This window comes from Geobacter argillaceus, assembly GCF_007830735.1.
Taxonomy (GTDB): Bacteria; Desulfobacterota; Desulfuromonadia; order Geobacterales; family DSM-12255; genus Geomobilibacter; species Geomobilibacter argillaceus.
Map to the genome: position 1 here is coordinate 18,155 of NZ_VLLN01000001.1, position 17,548 is coordinate 35,702.

Annotated in this window: 11 protein-coding genes; 6 read left to right on the plus strand and 5 right to left on the minus strand. The window is 61.0% G+C overall.

What is annotated here, in order from left to right; translation table 11 throughout:
* Nucleotides 1-6: 6 nt before the first annotated feature.
* Nucleotides 7-1,254: a transcription termination factor Rho gene (gene rho / locus JN12_RS00115; RefSeq protein ID WP_145016850.1), complete on the minus strand. Its 1,248-nt coding sequence runs from the start codon at nt 1,252-1,254 to the stop codon at nt 7-9.
* 461 nt (nt 1,255-1,715) lie between these two features.
* Between rho and ligA the strand changes: the two genes are divergently transcribed.
* Together ligA and JN12_RS00125 are read left to right on the plus strand one after the other, a co-directional pair.
* On the plus strand, nt 1,716-3,737 hold the full coding sequence (gene ligA / locus JN12_RS00120; protein WP_145016852.1) for an NAD-dependent DNA ligase LigA: 2,022 nt from the start codon (nt 1,716-1,718) through the stop codon (nt 3,735-3,737).
* A 289-nt stretch (nt 3,738-4,026) separates the two neighbouring features.
* Nucleotides 4,027-5,367: an MFS transporter gene (locus JN12_RS00125; RefSeq protein WP_145016854.1), complete on the plus strand. Its 1,341-nt coding sequence runs from the start codon at nt 4,027-4,029 to the stop codon at nt 5,365-5,367.
* A 100-nt stretch (nt 5,368-5,467) separates the two neighbouring features.
* Here the strand turns inward: JN12_RS00125 and JN12_RS00130 are convergent, their stop codons facing one another.
* Nucleotides 5,468-6,001 (minus strand): hypothetical protein, encoded by a 534-nt coding sequence (locus JN12_RS00130; RefSeq protein ID WP_145016856.1) that lies wholly within the window; start codon nt 5,999-6,001, stop codon nt 5,468-5,470.
* Between the two features lie 27 nt (nt 6,002-6,028).
* Complete coding sequence (locus JN12_RS00135) at nt 6,029-9,358, minus strand: beta strand repeat-containing protein (RefSeq protein WP_145016858.1); 3,330 nt, start codon at nt 9,356-9,358, stop codon at nt 6,029-6,031.
* A 238-nt stretch (nt 9,359-9,596) separates the two neighbouring features.
* Here JN12_RS00135 and JN12_RS00140 point away from each other — a divergent pair, with 238 nt between their 5' ends.
* Both JN12_RS00140 and JN12_RS00145 read left to right on the plus strand, forming a co-directional pair.
* Nucleotides 9,597-9,872, plus strand: a complete 276-nt coding sequence (locus tag JN12_RS00140) for an acylphosphatase (RefSeq protein ID WP_145016860.1) — start codon at nt 9,597-9,599, stop codon at nt 9,870-9,872.
* A gap of 101 nt (nt 9,873-9,973) precedes the next feature.
* Nucleotides 9,974-11,419: a glyceraldehyde-3-phosphate dehydrogenase gene (locus JN12_RS00145; RefSeq protein WP_145016862.1), complete on the plus strand. Its 1,446-nt coding sequence runs from the start codon at nt 9,974-9,976 to the stop codon at nt 11,417-11,419.
* A gap of 78 nt (nt 11,420-11,497) precedes the next feature.
* Here the strand turns inward: JN12_RS00145 and JN12_RS00150 are convergent, their stop codons facing one another.
* Nucleotides 11,498-13,288, minus strand: a complete 1,791-nt coding sequence (locus tag JN12_RS00150) for a GspE/PulE family protein (protein WP_145016864.1) — start codon at nt 13,286-13,288, stop codon at nt 11,498-11,500.
* Nucleotides 13,289-13,433: 145 nt separating this feature from the next.
* Here JN12_RS00150 and JN12_RS00155 point away from each other — a divergent pair, with 145 nt between their 5' ends.
* Nucleotides 13,434-14,210 carry a DNA-binding protein gene (locus JN12_RS00155; RefSeq protein ID WP_145016866.1) on the plus strand — a complete coding sequence of 259 codons (777 nt, stop codon included), beginning with the start codon at nt 13,434-13,436 and terminating at the stop codon, nt 14,208-14,210.
* Nucleotides 14,211-14,307: 97 nt separating this feature from the next.
* On the opposite strand, the gene JN12_RS00160 is transcribed toward JN12_RS00155, so the two are convergent.
* Complete coding sequence (locus JN12_RS00160) at nt 14,308-15,633, minus strand: radical SAM protein (protein ID WP_145016868.1); 1,326 nt, start codon at nt 15,631-15,633, stop codon at nt 14,308-14,310.
* A 212-nt stretch (nt 15,634-15,845) separates the two neighbouring features.
* Between JN12_RS00160 and JN12_RS00165 the strand changes: the two genes are divergently transcribed.
* Nucleotides 15,846-17,486 carry a methyl-accepting chemotaxis protein gene (locus tag JN12_RS00165; protein WP_145016869.1) on the plus strand — a complete coding sequence of 547 codons (1,641 nt, stop codon included), beginning with the start codon at nt 15,846-15,848 and terminating at the stop codon, nt 17,484-17,486.
* Nucleotides 17,487-17,548: the final 62 nt, after the last annotated feature.

Here is a 17,548-nt window from a genome sequence, read left to right on the forward strand (position 1 = left end):
CCCAGCCTACTTGCTCATGGAATCGAGGAAATTCTGGTTCGTTTTGGCCTCGGAAAGCTTGTCCAGCAGGAACTCCATACTGTCCACCACGTTCATGGGGTGGAGCACCTTGCGCAGTATCCAGATCCGGTTGAGGGAGGACTTCTCGATAAGGAGCTCTTCCTTCCGGGTGCCGGACTTGTTGATGTCGATGGCCGGGAAAGTCCGCTTCTCCACCAGTTTCCGGTCCAGGTGGACCTCCATATTGCCGGTCCCCTTGAACTCTTCGAAGATCACCTCGTCCATCTTGCTGCCGGTGTCGATGAGGGCCGAGGCGATGATGGTCAGGGAGCCACCTTCCTCGATATTGCGGGCCGCACCGAAAAACCGCTTCGGCTTGTGCAGGGCGTTGGAATCGACGCCTCCGGAGAGAATCTTGCCCGACGGTGGAATGACGGTATTGTACGCCCGCGCCAGGCGGGTAATGGAGTCGAGCAGGATTACCACGTCCCGCTTGTGCTCCACGAGGCGTTTTGCCTTCTCGATGACCATCTCGGCCACCTGGATATGACGGGAGGCCGGCTCGTCAAAGGTCGAGGAAACCACTTCCCCTTTGACCGAGCGCTGCATGTCGGTCACCTCTTCCGGCCGTTCATCGATGAGGAGCACGATGAGGAACACCTCGGGATGATTCTCGGCGATGGAGTTGGCAATGTTCTGGATCAGCATGGTCTTGCCGGTCCGGGGCGGGGCGACGATCAGGCCGCGCTGTCCCTTGCCGATGGGGGAGACCAGCTCCATGACCCGCATGGACATGTTGTCCGGCGCGCTCTCCAGCTTCAGCTTTTCGTTGGGGTAGAGCGGGGTGAGGTTGTCGAAGAGCACCTTGTCCCGCGCCACGTCAGGAGATTCGAAGTTGACCGTCTCCACCTTGAGCAGGGCGAAATAGCGCTCCCCCTCTTTGGGAGGCCTTATCTGGCCGGCCACCGTATCCCCGGTCTGGAGGTTGAAGCGGCGGATCTGGCTGGGGGAGACATAGATGTCGTCCGGCCCCGGCAGGTAGTTGTAGTCCGGTGAGCGGAGGAAGCCGAAACCGTCCGGCAGGGTCTCCAGCACCCCTTCGCCGAAGATCATGCCGTTCTGTTCGGTCTGGGCGTTGAGGATGGCGAAGATCAGATCCTGCTTGCGCAGGCTGGAAGACCCTTCGATGTTCAGTTCCCTGGCAATGGATGCCAGTTCATTAATCTTCTTGCCTTTCAGTTCTTGGAGGTTCATCGATGCTCCTGCATGTGTTTGTTGGACGCAACAATCGGGCGCGGTTATCTCGGATGTATGCTCAAAGTTACGACTGGATTAAGGCATGACGCGCCGTGGAGAGCGAAACGGGGCTATCGTCTGATTGGTATAAAGAAGTCTTTGGTATGGAAGTCCGGACTTTGTTGGGATGTACGCGATAGAATGAAGTTTATCAAGGATAAGTACGAGGATAGTTGTTTATAATCCGCTCTCGCAGAACTTGTCAATACCCTTATTTGCATCAGAGGAGATAGACCGTAAAAACTGGACGGCCTGCTGCCGGTCGGCCTTACATCCCTCGCTGCCCCACCCGCTCATCCATTCTGGACTTTGGCTACGGGGAAGGGACTTAACAGCCCCTATCGTCTCGACCACTGGCACCCCACCGACAATTTATGTTATGATCCGGCACCAAGCATTCCCCGAACCGGAGTCTTTCAATGGAAAAATCAACCGCTCAGGAGCGCCTTGCCTTTCTTTACGCCGAAATCCAACGCCACAACCGCCTCTACTACGAACACGACCGACCGGAGATCAGCGATACGGAGTACGACCTCCTGTTCCGCGAACTGCGGGAACTGGAGGAGCGTTTCCCCGGACTGACCCGCCCGGATTCGCCGACCCAGCGGGTCGGCGGCAAGCCGTTGGAAAAATTTGGCCAGGTTACCCACCGGCTCCCGATGCTCTCTCTGGATAACGCCTTCACCGAGGCGGACATCATCGAGTTCGACAAACGGGTAAAAAAGGAACTGGGACTTGCCGCGGAAAACATCGTCGACTACGTCTGCGAACCGAAAATGGACGGGGTAGCGGTAGAACTGGTCTTTGAAAACGGCCTGCTCGTTGTTGGTTCCACCCGTGGCGACGGCGAGATGGGTGAGGAGATCACCCAGAACCTGCGGACCGTAACGAGCATCCCCTTGCGCCTCACCACAACCACCCCACCACAGCTCCTGGAGGTACGGGGCGAAGTCTTCCTTGCTCTGGAACCGTTCCGGAAGCTGAACGCCGAACGGGAGGAGAGCGGCGAGCCCCCCTTTGCCAATCCGCGCAATGCGGCCGCCGGCTCCCTTCGCCAGCTCGACCCGAGGGTGACGGCCCGGCGGCCGCTGGCCATCTTCTGCTACGCCCCGGGGCAGGTGGAGGGGCATGCCTTCGCCTCTCAGGCCGACTTTCTGGCCACCCTCCCCGGCTGGGGGCTGCCGGTGAACGACCGGGCCAGAATGGTCAGCGGTGTCGACGGCATCATCGCGTTCTACCGGCAGATGGAAGAGGAGCGGGAGGCGCTCCCGTACGAAATTGACGGGGTGGTGGTGAAGGTCGACAGCTACACTCTGCAGCGGGAGCTGGGAGAGAAGAGCCGCTCCCCCAAATGGGCCATTGCCTGGAAGTTTCCGCCCCGCCAGGCAATCACCGTGATCGAGGATATCGTCCCGTCGGTCGGCCGGACCGGGGTCATCACTCCCACGGCCCATCTGCGGCCGGTGGAGGTCTCCGGGGTGACGGTTTCCCGCGCCACCCTGCACAACTGGGAGGAAATGGAGCGCAAGGACATCCGGATCGGCGACACGGTGGTGATCGAGCGGGCCGGGGACGTGATCCCGGCCGTGGTGCGAGTGGTGATCGAGCAGCGGAGCGGCGCCGAGCGGCTCTTACCGATCCCGGCGACCTGCCCCGAATGCGGCTCCGAGGTGGTGAAGATCCCGGACGAGGTGGCGGTCCGCTGCCTGGGGCTCGCCTGCCCGGCCCAGATCCGGGAGTCGATCATCCACTTTGCCTCCCGTAACGCCATGGACATCGACGGGCTGGGGGACAAGTACATCGACCAGCTCCTGAGGCTCGGGCTGGTGAAGGACGTGGCCGACCTCTACACCCTCGCAAAAGAAGACTTCATGCAGTTCGAGCGGATGGGGGACAAACTGGCAGAGAACCTCTTGAATGCCATTGCTGCCAGCAATGAACGGGAACTGGCTACCTTCGTCTTTGCCCTGGGGATCCGTCACGTGGGGGAGCATACGGCCAAGCTCCTGGCCAGCGCCTTCGGCACCCTGGAGAACCTGATGAATGCCAGCGAAGAAGAGCTATTGGCCATCCGCGAGGTAGGCCCCCAGGTGGCCCAAAGCATCCGGGCCTTCTTCCACAACCCGGCCAACCGGCAGGTGGTGGAGCGGCTCCTGACCGCCGGGGTCCGGCCGTCAGTGGCGGCAAAGAAGGTGGGAGGCCGTTTCACCGGCAAGACCTTTGTCTTCACCGGCAGCCTCACCCGCTTCACCCGGAGCGACGCCCAGCGGATGGTGGAGAACGAAGGAGGTCACGCCGCCGGCTCGGTGTCAAAGAAGACCGATTACGTGGTGGCCGGCGCCGAGGCCGGGAGCAAGCTTGAGAAGGCGCGGGCGCTGGGAGTGACGGTGCTGACCGAGGAGGAATTTCTGGGGATGCTGGAGGAGCTGAACGGTAGTTGAACGGCCCCGGGGGCCGGCTTCCGCTGCTCGAATCCAGGATGCTTCGGACAAAAAATGCCCCGATGAAGGAGGGTTATCATCGGGGCTAGTCGGGAAGACTGTTCATCTTCCATGTCTCATGATTAGCCAAATGCATGCCAACTACGGGTCACGTAATTTCAACCTGTTGCGTTGCCACCGGGATCGGGATGGCCTGAATTTGAACATCGGTGCACCGATTTTGATGTCTACTGAAATCCTCTTTGATTTGCACTTTCCCATCTGATCAGGCATAACAAACAGTACCTACATGGCATCGACCTTTACTACAAACCATGCCGGGATGAAGACCCTGCTCCGGGCGCTCAGCTCCCGGAATTACCGGCTCTTCGTTGCCGGTCAAAGTGTTTCCCTGGTCGGCACCTGGATGCAACAGGTTGCCATGAGCTGGCTGGTATACCGGTTAACCGGCTCTGCCTTCCTGCTCGGAGTTGTCGGCTTTACCAGCCAGATCCCCACGTTACTGCTCTCTCCCGTCGCCGGGGTACTTGCCGACCGGTGGAATCGGCGGCGTCTGCTCATTGTCACCCAGGCCCTCGCCATGCTCCAGGCAGCATTATTGGCTGCCACCGTCCTCACCGGGATTGTCCAGGTCTGGCACATTATCGTCCTGAGCCTGCTCCTCGGCGTCGTCAACGCCTTTGATATCCCGATACGGCAATCCTTTCTCGTCGAGATGGTTTCCAACCGCGAAGACCTCGGCAACGCCATTGCCCTGAACTCCTCCATGGTAAACGGTGCCCGGCTTATCGGCCCGACCATTGCCGGACTCCTGGTCGCTTCAACGGGGGAAGGCGTCTGTTTCATCCTGAACAGCGCCAGCTACCTGGCGGTATTGGTGGCACTGGCCGCCATGCGCCTTGAGCCCGGTTCTCATCACCGTAAACAGCAACGGCACATCTTTCATGAACTTCGGGAAGGTTTCGACTACGCCTTCGGATTCGGACCAATCAGGAGCATCCTGTTACTGGTCGCCCTGGTAAGCCTGACAGGGATGCCCTACGCGGTGCTGGTGCCCGTATTCGCCAAGGAGGTTCTCCATGGTGGCGCCCATACCTTCGGCTTTCTCATGACAGCGGCGGGATGCGGGGCTTTTGCCGGGACCCTCTACCTCGCCTCCCGCAAGAGCGTCCTCGGGCTCGGCAGGCTGGTTGTCATTGCCACCGTCCTGTTTGCCGCCGGAATAGCCGCCTTTGCTGTGTCGAGTAATATCCGCCTCTCTTTGGCAGCACTGGTGTTGGCCGGTTTCGGGGCTATGACACTGGTCGCGTCCTGCAACACGATACTCCAGACCATCCTCGAAGAGGACAAAAGGGGCCGGGTCATGAGCTTCTTCACCGTGGCATTCATCGGGATCGCTCCGTTCGGCAGCTTCGGCGCCGGGGCCATGGCCGGCACTATCGGCCCCCGGGAGACCCTTCTGTTCGGAGCCGCATGCTGCCTTGCCGGTGCTGCCGTGTTTGCCCGGCATCTCCCCCAGATCAGGGAAAAGGTACGGCCGATATACGTCAGGATGGGAATAATCAAGGAGGTTGCCCAGGGGATGGAATCAGCCGCCGAACAGCCGCCATTACCGGACTCGCGGGACTGATAGTGACGCGTCAAACCATCTGGGTTCCCCTATCTGCCAGGGACGTGAAGTGGCCGCAGGGGAGCTATCCGCCTCACGGCTTCGGGCAGTGGCAAACTCCTCAGGGCGTAGCCAGCCAACTGAGGGCCGTCGTGACCTTTACCCTGCCGGTCAATATCCTGGTGCTTTTGGTAGCAGGATCGTACCCTGCGACCCTCAGTACCGAAAGGGAGGTTTCCAGCGCCTGAAGGGCGTCTGCGCTAACAGCGGCATCGTCCGTCACCCGGCAGGTGAGACGAAGGAACTCGCCGGTACGATACGCATCGCTGACCGTCCCCATTGAAAGCCGTACCCTGCGCGTGGAAGCAGAGTAGGTACCGTACGCGATGTTCGTCCCCGCAAGGGCGTTTCCGGAATTGATCGATCCGTTCTCGATCACACCCGATCCCCCGCCGACGGTCGCCACCTCCATCCCCCGGGGGAGTGCCACGGCAAGATCTATCCCGCCGATCGGGCTGTCGAGCCTCGATGTGCTCACCGCTGAAAAGGCAATGGTAGCCTTCTTCGCCAGTGGTGGATCGCCTGCCACGCCACCACATCCCTGCAGGGTAACAGTGGCCAGCAGTCCCACTATGAGACAAGCGCTTCGCTTCATTTTGACCTCCACGACTGCTTTGATTAATCAGATGGTCAGACCGAGTGCCATACGCAGGATAACCAGCACATCCTCGACGTCGATCCTGCCATCACCCATCGGGATACCTTCCACCACCGGCGCCACATCCCCCCGCAGCAGCTGTTCGGCTGTCGGAGCGAGTATCCCGACGGCGATCTTCAACGCAACCAGGCCGTCGATCAACGAGACCGTTTCACCATCCGCAACAGACCCGAGCCGGCTATGCAGGAGATTGCGCGTAACCGTGACGCTGCTGCCGCTCCGGTCCACGGCTGTCACCGTGACGGGGTGGCTCCGCTCGCCACCAAGGGTAAATTCCTGGAGGAAGGCGCCATTCTCCACCGGCGCGGAATAAATCTTGCCATTCACGGCATCGGCGACACTGACCGACACCACGTCGCCTGAGAGTCTCCCGCCTATGGCATAGGAGGTCCGGCCGGTGCGGCTGTCGATCGGCGGGGACGTGACCGCCAGGGAAAAGGTGGTGGGCAGGCTATTGATAGTGCGTTTGATGCGGGAGACCCTGCCGTCGACTGCCGTGGCGATCGCCTCGACAGTATTCAGACCAACGGCCAGTTCCGCGGAGAAACTGAATGAGCCACGATCCATGTCGGCGGCCAGAGGAGTACCGTTGTTGACGGACCAGGCAACGGTGCTGGTCGGGTCGGTGACGGCCCCGGCGACAGTGATGCGGGCGCCGGTGGTGATGCTTCCGTCAGGGGGGGTCGAAACCGTCATGCCGGGCGCCGTGGCGTCGAGGACCACGGTACGGGTGAGCACGGTCCGTTGTCCGGCAGTGTCGGTGACGGCCACCGCAATAGAATTGCTCCCGGCGACCAGTTGCAGAAGGGCACTGAAGCCACCCCGGGCGTCAAGAAGAACCTCTGTCCCGTTGATGGCAACCGAGCCGATGCCGTTGGGGCTGCTTGCCGTGCCACTGACGTTGAGGATCGGCGCAGTGGTAACGGCACCATCGCTGAGGGTGGAGAGGAAAACGGTGGGGGAGTCGCTACTGGGAGCAACTGACAACGGGCGGCTGACGCTGGCTGGTTTCCAGTTGCCGTTCCCCTCCTGGGTGGCACTGATGACGGCAGTGCCGACGCCGGCGATATGTATCCTGCCGTTGACAATGGTGGCAACGGCTTGGTTGTCGCTGGCGGAGATAACCGGAAGACCCGAAGATGCCGTTGCACCGGGGTCAACGTCGGGGGTGCCGGGAGTTACCGGGGCCAGGGGGTGAAAGTCGATCGACTGGGAGCCTTTGCCGACAGTCAGGGTGAAGATCTGTGTCGCATCGGAACCGACGCCGTTGGCAGCGGTAACGGTCAGGGGGAAGATGCCTGCCGCCTTCGGCGTCCCGGCAATGGTGGCGCTGCCGTTACCGTTATCGGTGACAACAATCCCTCCCGGGAGGGAGCCCCCTATGGTCAGCGCCGGCACGGGATTGCCGATGGCAGCGATGGTGAAGGTCCCGACGGAGCCGTAGGTCAGCATCGTAGCGGCCGCGCTGGTTAAGACCGGGACCAGGACGGTTGTCACCCCCATGCTGTTGGAATTGGCACTGGCCCCCCCGGCGTTGTAGGCCCGCACCCGGAAATAGTACGGCCTGCCGCCGGTGACGCCGGTGACCGGAAAGGCCGTGATCGAGCCAACGTCCAGATCGCTGTAGCTGGTGACAGGAACAGTGAAACCCGGGTCCTCCGCCACGTCGAGGCGGTACCCCACCGCACCGGCAGAGGCGTTCCACCTGGCAGAGAAACCGGTCTGGGCCACGGGATCGGCAGCAACGGCAACCGGGGGAGCGGGCGGGAAGACGAAACGCCAGTTCATACTATTGCCCGTATCAAGGCTGCCGGTGCCGGCGGCATCGATGATGACGGGATTGATATTCCTCGCATCCTGCACGTCCAGATACGCGAGCGTGCGGCCACCTCGGGGGTCGATCCGCCACTGGGTTCCGGGGGCCGAGGAGCGGAGCGAAAGAAGCCCTCCCGCCACCCCCTGCAGACTCAGCATGCCGGCAATGGTCTGGGTCTCCCCTGCCGGAAAGGTCAGGGTGGCCGCGCCAGTGCCGATCTTTGTCAGATTTTGGAACGTGCTGGAGCCGGAGATAGCCTGATTGGCGCCATTCAGGAGGACTGTGCCGCTGTTGTGGACAAATGCGCCGTTGTTTGTGAAGTTGCCGGCCACGGAAAGGGTGCCGGCCGGAGCGGTCAGGCTGCTGCCGGTGGCAATGGTCAGGTCGGTGAGGGAGATGTCCCGCTGCAGAGTGATGCCGGCCGGGTTGCTGACGACAACGCCCTGCCCGGGGGCAAAGGTCAGGACGCCGTCACCACCGACGCTCTGTGCCACCGTGCCGCCCAGGGTAAGGGTGGCCGGCACGGCGGGGTTGAAGTTGAGTGTTCCCCCGGCTGCAACCGCGATGTTTCCCCTGATCGTCATCGGTCCGGACAGGACCGTATTCAGCGTGCCGCTCGTGATCGTGAGGTCGTTCATGAAGCAGGGGCCGGTGCCTGAGCCCCCATTAACCGCAGCGGAAACTTTCAGTTCGAAATTCCCGTAGCTCCGCCCGGAGAGCGAGGGAGACGAATTCTGTTCGTGACGGTACAGACTGCCGTCCTGGAATACTACCTTGGACGCGGGCTGGCCCAACTTGAACGGGTTGGAACCGGCCCGGGAGACAAATGTCGAGCCTGTCGCAAAGATGACCGTCTCAGGGGTCGTGCTGATATCAAAGGCGGAGCCGGTGCAAAGGGGGGCCTGGATCAGGGTGGCACCCGACATGAATCTGATGGCGCCGGCATCCCGTGCATCCAGTTTGTGGGAAGCTCCCGCCAAGGTCATGCTGCCGCTAACACTCCCCGTTGCCCCGCTTTCCAGCATGATCTTGATTGCCTTGCTGCCGCCGAGATTCAGGCTCGATCCCGCGGAAACATCCAGATCGGTCCCGGCACCGCCAGTAATGGTCACGATCCGGATAGTCCCCGCCTCAAGGGTCACAACGGTACCGTTGCTTATGAGAAGCTGGCCGCAGATTTCATCCGGGAGATTTGTGGCCGTAACCGTCCCCCCGCCGCTGAACCGGAGGATGTCGTCGGCTGCCGGCACCGAACGGGGCGGATTCCAGCTTGCCGCGGCCTGCCAGTCACCGGTTGCGCCGCCGTTCCAGACATAGGTTGCTGCAGAGTGTGCCACGGTCGGAAAGATCGTTCCCGTAAGCACGACTGCCAGGAACATGAGCGGTATGGCCAGGGAATGATCACGTTTCATCCGATTGATCCCCTGCCGGGTCGAGACTCCCTGGAGCCAGCTCCCGGTGAACTTTTTCCACATCATTCGCGGCGCCTCCTTGCCAGGCTTCTTAAGCAAAAACAAATGTACCTCAATTTAATAACACGGCAAACAGTTGGCACCAACGCGCGATCAATGGCATCACGTTACCAGCCTGTACCGGAAACGTTTTCTCTCTTTCAGCTTGACACTGCGTTAATGATAAAGCACGCTTCCGCCGGGTGAACGGAATTCATATCTCATAATCTGCTTGCCTGTCGGCTAGACGGAGAGGGAAACCAGCATGAACAAAAGGGTGCACATCATCGTTTTCGGCCTGGTTCAGGGAGTGGCCTTCCGCCACCACACAAGGAAGACTGCCCAGCAACTCGGCGTTTCGGGGTGGGTCCGCAACCTGGCCGACGGCTCGGTGGAGGGATGTTTCGAAGGGGAAGCAACCGCGGTCGACGCCGCGGTAGACTGGTGCAAAAACGGTCCGGACAGTGCGCGGGTGGACCGGCTGGAACTGAAGGAAGAGCCGTTTAGCGGCGAATTCGAGGGGTTCCGGATAATTTTCTGACCATCGCGGTTTATTGTTTTGTTGAAAAAAACCGCGTTTTCGATTAGTCTGCTTTAGTTTGGCTAAAATGCCACGGCAACTTTCTTTGAAAGGACTACGGAATGGACGTCAAAAAGCAAGGGGTCTACCTGAAGGACTGGCAGGGTCTGGCAGAATGCGCCGAGCGGATGCTACCGCTGATCGGCCATCTCTATCGGGACAATAACATTGTTACCACGGTCTTTGGCCGTCCGCTCGTCAACAGCACCACTATCGACATTCTCAAGGCGCACCGTTTTGCGCGGTTGATCCTCGATCACGAGCTTTCCGTACTTGACACCTTCCCGATCCTCGAAGAGATGGCAAAACTCGATCTCGCCCCGGCACGGATCGACATCGGCAAACTCATCACCCGTTATCAGGCACAAGGCAGCGCAACCAGCGTTGCCGATTTCGTCCGCCAGGAACTGGCCGCTATCAACACCGGCCGTGCCCCGGTCCTGGACGAACCGCAGGACGTTGTTCTCTACGGATTCGGCCGGATCGGTCGCCTGTTGGCCCGCCTCCTGGTCGAAAAGTCGGGAAGCGGCGAGAAACTGCGGCTGCGGGCCGCCGTGGTACGCAAGGCCGGGGATGACGACCTGGTCAAGCGCGCCAGCCTGCTGCGCCGGGATTCTGTCCACGGCCATTTCAACGGCATCATCACCATTGACGAGGAAGAGAACGCCATCATCGCCAACGGCAACATGATCCGGATCATTTACTCCGATGCCCCGGAAAACGTGGACTACACCCAGTACGGCATAACCAATGCCATCCTGATCGACAATACCGGCAAGTGGCGCGATCGCGAAGGGCTTGGCCGGCACCTCAAGGCGCAGGGGATCTCCAAGGTGGTCCTTACCGCCCCGGGTAAGGGTGATGTCCCCAACGTCGTCTCCGGCGTGAACAACGAACTGATCACCAGGGAAGAGCAGATTTTCTCCGCTGCCAGTTGCACCACCAATGCCATCGTGCCGGTGCTCAAGGCGGTCAACGACCGGTTCGGCATCGCCAGCGGTCATGTGGAGACCTGCCATTCCTACACCAACGACCAGAACCTGATCGACAACTACCACAAGAACAACCGCCGTGGCCGAAGCGCCCCGTTGAACATGGTCATCACCGAGACCGGCGCCGCCAAGGCCGTGGCCAAGGTCCTTCCCGAACTAACCGGCAAGCTGACCGGCAACGCCATCCGGGTACCCACCCCCAACGTCTCCCTGGCGATCCTCAACCTGGAACTCTCCCGGCCGACCGAGGTCAAGGAGCTGAACGAGTACCTGCGCGACATGTCACTCGACTCGCCCCTGCAGAACCAGATCGACTACACCAACTCGCCGGAGGTGGTATCCAGTGACTTCGTCGGCTCCCGCCACGCCTGTGTGGTCGACTCCCTGGCGACCATCACCCAGGGGAGCCGCTGCGTTCTCTACGTCTGGTACGACAACGAATTCGGTTACAGCTGCCAGGTGGTCCGGATGGTCCAGAAGATGGCCGGACTGGAACTCCCCTGCCTGCCGAGCTGATCTGTTTCAGTTCCCCAAAAACTAAGGGCACTCCCCGGAGTGCCCTTAGTTTTTGTTCTCTCCCCCCGATCCTCGCTGTTATCCCGTGACCGCCACCACCTCTTCGTAGGTCGTCACCCCTTCCAGCATCTTCCGCACCGCCACCTCCCTCAGGACTACCATGCCGTCGGCCCTGGCCGCCCCATAGAGTGCCGTCAGGTCCACCTGATTGGAAAGCACCCCCTTGACCGTGTCGGTGAAATCCATTACCTCGAAGATGCCGGTCCGCCCCTTGTAACCGGTGCCACGGCACTCGGTGCACCCCTCCCCCTCCCATACCCGGTATTCCCGCGGCTCCAGTTGCAGGTAGCTCACCTCCTCGTCCGCAAGCCGCCGTTCCCGCTTGCAGTGGAGGCAGATGGTCCGCAAGAGCCGCTGGGCGATGATGCCGATGACCGTGGACGAAATGAGGAACGACGGCACCCCCAGGTCCAGCAGACGGGTAACGGACGACGGCGCGTCGTTGGTGTGAAGGGTGGAGAGGACCAGGTGGCCGGTAAGGGCCGCCTGGACCGCGTTTTCCGCCGTCTCCCGGTCGCGGATCTCGCCGATCATGATGATGTCCGGGTCCTGACGAAGGATATTGCGCAGCACCGTGGCAAAGGTGACGCCGATCCCGCTCTGCACCCCCACCTGGTTGAACTCCTCCATCACCATCTCGATCGGGTCCTCCACGGTGACAATGTTCACCTCCGGCGACGACAGGGTCCGGAGCGACGAGTAGAGGGTGGTGGTCTTGCCGCTGCCGGTCGGCCCGGTCACCAGGATCACCCCGTTGGGCCGCCGGATGAAGGAGCTGTAGAGCTGGAACTCCCGTGGGTAGAAGCCGATCCCGTCCAGGTCCTGCATCAGCACGTCCGGGTCGAACACCCGGATCACCACCTTTTCGCCGAACGCAACCGGCAGGGTGGAGACCCGGAGTTCGATCTCCTTTGCCTTGTGGGTGGTCTTGATCCGGCCGTCCTGGGGACGCCGCTTTTCGGCCAGGTCGAGGCGGGAGAGGAGCTTGATCCGCGAGACGATCGGCGCGTGAAGGCTCTTGGGGATCGTGTGGATGTTGTGCAGGACCCCGTCGACCCGCAGGCGCACCAGTGCCTTTTCCCGTTTCGGCTCGATATGGATGTCGCTGGCCCGCTGCTCGAAGGCATACTGGAGGAGATACTCCACCGCAGACACGATATGTTGGTCGCTTCCTTCGACCTCCTGCTGCCCCTTCATCCGGACGAACTGCTCCAGGTTACCCAGGTCGGTGGCGGCCAGGAACTCGTTTTCCGCGGCCAGCACCGAGGCCCGGAAGCCGAAGAACTCGCGGAGGATCTTCAGGATGTCGCTCCGTGAAGCGAGGACCCGGCGCACCCGGATGTTGCGGATGCTCTCCAGGTCGGCGATCACCTCGTCGTTGAACGGGTCGGCCACGGCAACCGTGACCGTGCCGGCCGATTCGGCGATCGGTACGATCAGATGCTTCAGGGCAAAGGGGCGGGAGACGTGGGCCGTGACCGTTCCCAGGTCCAGCTTAAGGGGGTCAATCTTGACATACTCCATCCTGACGGCCAGGGCAATAGTCTCGGTAATGGCGTCCTCGGTCAGCACCCTGCCGTCGGTCCCGGGCATTTCCAGGTTGAATGAAGAGATCACCTCTGCCGGTGAAACCTGCTCCGGCACCTGGTGAAAACGGCGGGAGTAGCCCGCCTGCTGGTAACTGGTCAGCCGAACAGCCTGGCTCTCCCCCCGTGCAACTATCTCGCCGTACTGCTCTTCGCTGATCATCCCCCTTTTGAGCAGTATCTGGCCGACATTCTTTATGGTCAGGGTTTTCTTATGGCTCATCGTCACCTATCCCTCCGGTCTGCTCCATAATAGCACGCCCATGAACGTTTGCCAGCAAATGCGGCGCGGCTGTTTGACTTCCCTTTTCACTTCATCTATAAATGTTGATCAGTGCACACCACTACAAACAGCATGGGAGCCATTCATGAAACGACTGACAATCCTTGCCGCACTCTACCTCCTGGCACCGTGCTACGCCTTCTGCGCCGGCGAACCGGCACTGCCCGCCGGACACGGCGGAGGCTCTGCCGGGCCGGCCATCCGGAGCACCGTTGATACCGGCCAACTGCAGGAACCGCACAAGGGGAAGGTCGTCCAGATCATCAACAGCGGCGGCTATACGTACGTGCAGCTCAAGAAGAAAAGCGGCGAAAAGATCTGGCTGGCCGTGCCCGACGCCCCGATCGAAGTCGGCTCGCAGATGACCTTCAACCCCGGCATGCTGATGGTCAACTTCCAGAGCAAGACACTGAACCGGACCTTCGACAAGATCGTCTTCACCGACCTGCCGACGCCGCCCAAGGGGGCAAAAAAGGCGAGCGACGTAAAGGGCAAATCGCCGGGAAGCGGCGGCACGGTTTCACCGGACATGAAGGTGAAGGTGAAGAAGGCAACCGGCACCAACGCCTACACCATCAGCGAACTCTACAAGAACAAGGCGAAACTGGACAAGAAGCAGGTCCGGGTACGCGGCAAGGTGGTGAAGGTTTCCGCCAACATCATGGGAAAGACCTGGATTCACCTGCGGGATGGCTCCGGTTCCCACGCCACCGGCGACTTCAACCTGGTGGTCACCTCCCAGTCAGTACCGGCAGAGGGGGAAACGGTCACCGTGAACGGCACCCTTTACAAGAACAAGGACTTCGGCGGCGGTTACAAGTACGACATAATCGTGGAAAAGGCGGAGATCACGGTCGAGTAGCCCCCACGGCTTCCTGGACGTTTCAAGCGAAAAGGCCCGTGGAGATATCTCCGCAGGCCTTTTCGCTTCCCGGTCGGTGGTGAATCCATGGCTTCCACTACCGGATCGGCCACCCCTTCTCAAATCCCTCGGGATAGAAGTTCTCTTTCGTCCGGTTGAAGTAGCCGTACTGGATGCAGGGAAACTCCCGCTTCACCCGCTCCATCATCCGGTACATCCCCATTCCTCGCCCGGTCACCCCCATCTGACGGTTGTAGTAGTCCGGATCGATGGAGAGGTTACGCAGCTGGAGCATATCCACCCCGGTGTCGGCGATGAAGCGCAAGAGCGCCTCGACCTCGGCCTCGCTGTCGGTGACTCCCGGCGACACCAGGTAGTTGATCATGGTGAAGAGCCCCCGCTCCTTGGCCGTCCGCACCGACGCCACCACATCGCTGAACCGGTAGTTCATTGGCCGGTAGTAGAGGTTGTACAGCTCCTCCTGCACCGAGTTCATGGAAAAGCGCATGGAGTCCATCCCGGCGTCGCAAAGCATGGCGATCCGGTCCGGGAAGGAGCCGTTGGAGTTGAAGTTAACCGTGCCGCGCCCGGCGATACTCTTCAGACGCCTGGTCGCCTCGGCCACGGTGTCGGCCTGCATGATCGGGTCCCCCTCGCACCCCTGGCCGTAGGAGACGATCGGCTCCGGGGCCTCCTCCAGGTGGGGGAGCATCAGTTCGCATATCTCCTCCGGCGTCGGCACGAAACCGATCCGCTCGTGGTTGGAAGGACAGCAGTCGGACGGCTGGAGACTGATGCACCCAAGACAGCGGGAGTTGCAGACCGGCGACGTGGGGATGGGGGCCTCCCATCGGCGGTAGAAAAGGTTCTTGGCGGCAAAGCAGTGGTAGTCGATGGCACAACGGCTAAGCTGCTCCAGGAGCCGGTTATCGGGAAACACGCCCAGCATTTTGCGCACCAGGGGGTCCAGCAGCCGGTCGTCATAGTTCTTGGGGAGCCAGTTCTCGTTGGTGTCCACCCGGCTGGCTGCCACCACGAACCGTTCCTGCTCCTCGTCCCACCCGACGGCGGTGTAGGACCAGAGCGGCAGGTGTATCCGCTTCCGACTGTAGTCGCAGGCCGGCAGCAGGGTTCGCACATACCCGGGGGCCATGAAGGCGGAGACCGCCTGGACCCGCTCCTCCCGTTTCCCCTCCCGCACGGTGGCGACGGTGGTGAATTGCCGATTTTTCCCATTCCACGCAATGGGCGGGGTGTCGGGAATGGTAAAGAGCCGGCTGTCGTCGGGAAGCGGGATAAGCTCCACCTCCTCGGGCAGGACCGGCTCCTGGCCGTTCATGCCGGCCATCTCCAGGTACGGGTGGTCGTAGATGTTCCCTTTACGGTCGGCATAGAGAAGTTTTGGCCTGGTGTGGCGCCCCATCGGTTCGCTCCTGTCGTTTACTGTCAGACGACAATCCTACCATTCCGGGTGCAAGGGGAAAAGCGGAAAGTAACAGGTGCGACGGCGCCTTCTTGACAGGCGAAATGATAATAATTTGCTTTAGTTATTAATTCCCCATCCGAAAAGAAATCCTGATTCAATCTGCCAGGTTCAGCATGCAGGCTCATCAATCCGTTCATCAAGGAGGGAATATGCTCGCAAACGTGAAAATCGGCAAACGTCTGGCCATAGGCTTCGGCATTATCCTGCTCTTTCTGGTCGCCATCGCCATAACCGGTTACTGGGGGACGCACGCACTGGAAAAGGAGAGCCGGAGAATTCTGTACACCGAGGCCAAGCTGGTGGAGTATGCCCAGCGGACCAGGGCCAACGTCAACATCATGCGGCGCTTCGAAAAGGACGCCTTTATCAACCTGAGCGATCCGGCCAAGGTCGGCGAATACCGGAAGAAATGGGGTGAGGCGCTGGAACAGTGCAAGAAACGCGTTGACGGAATCGACGGGCTGCTGACCGACCAGCAGGACAAGGCGGTTGTGGCCGCCATCAGAAAGGAGCTGGAGACCTATGTGGCCGGCTTCAACCTGGTGGCCGACCAGGTCGTCGCCGGGCAGATCAGGACCACCCAGGACGCCAACAGTGCGATCGGCGAATACAAGGAGCCGATCCATCGCATGGAATCCCAGGCCGAAGACCTTGCCAACCGGATAGACAAGAGAATGGCCAGCAGCAGCAAGGATGCAGAAGCCATCAAGCAGAAGATCAATGGCGTCCTGACCACCCTCTCCCTGGCAGCAATCCTGCTGGCGCTTCTTGTTGTGGTCACCCTTATCCGCTCCATCAAACGGCCGCTTCTGCAGATCAATGCCATGCTCACCGATATCGCCCAAGGTGAGGGGGACTTGACCAAGCGGCTCGACTACGCAGGTCGGGATGAACTGGGCGAGATCTGCGCCATGTTCAACACCTTTGTGGAAAAGCTGCGCACCATAATCTCCCAGGTCGCCCAGAACTCGGCGCTGGTTGCTTCGGCGGCCAACCAGCTTCAGGCGGCGTCGGTGCAGACATCGAACGGCGCCGAGGAAGTGGCGGCCCAGGCCGGCACCGTGGCGACCGCAGCCGAGGAGATGGCTGCCACGTCCGGCGATATCGCCCAGAACTGTCACCTGGCGGCCGACGGTTCCCGGCACGCCAATGATTCGGCCAATGCCGGGGCATCGGTGGTAGAGAAGACCGTAGCAGTTATGAACCAGATAGCGGTCAAGGTGCAGGAGTCGGCAAAAACCGTGGAAAGTCTGGGGAACAGGTCAGATCAGATCGGCGCCATTATCGGCACCATCGAGGATATCGCCGACCAGACCAACCTGCTGGCCCTTAACGCGGCCATCGAAGCGGCCCGGGCCGGCGAGCAGGGACGTGGCTTCGCGGTTGTCGCCGACGAGGTGCGGGCACTGGCCGAACGGACCACCAAGGCGACCCGTGAGATCGGGGAGATGATCAAGGCAATCCAGACCGAGACCAAGGGAGCCGTGGCCGTCATGGAGGAGGGGGTGCACCAGGTGGAAAACGGTACTTCGGAAGCGGCCAAATCGGGAGCGGCCCTCCAGGAGATCCTCGACCAGGTTAATTCGGTGAGCATGCAGGTGAACCAGATCGCCACCGCCGCGGAGCAGCAGACGGCAACGTCGAGCGAGATCAGCGGCAATATCCAGCAGATTACCGAAGTGATTCAACACACCGCGAGAGGGGCGGAAGAATCGGCATCCGCCGCCAGCCAGCTGGCCTCGACTGCCGAGGAGCTGCAACGACTTGTGGGGCAGTTCAAATTGGCATGACGCTGCCGAGCTGTCGGCAGCAGTAGATAAGAAAGGGTGGCTCCTCATATGGGGCCACCCTT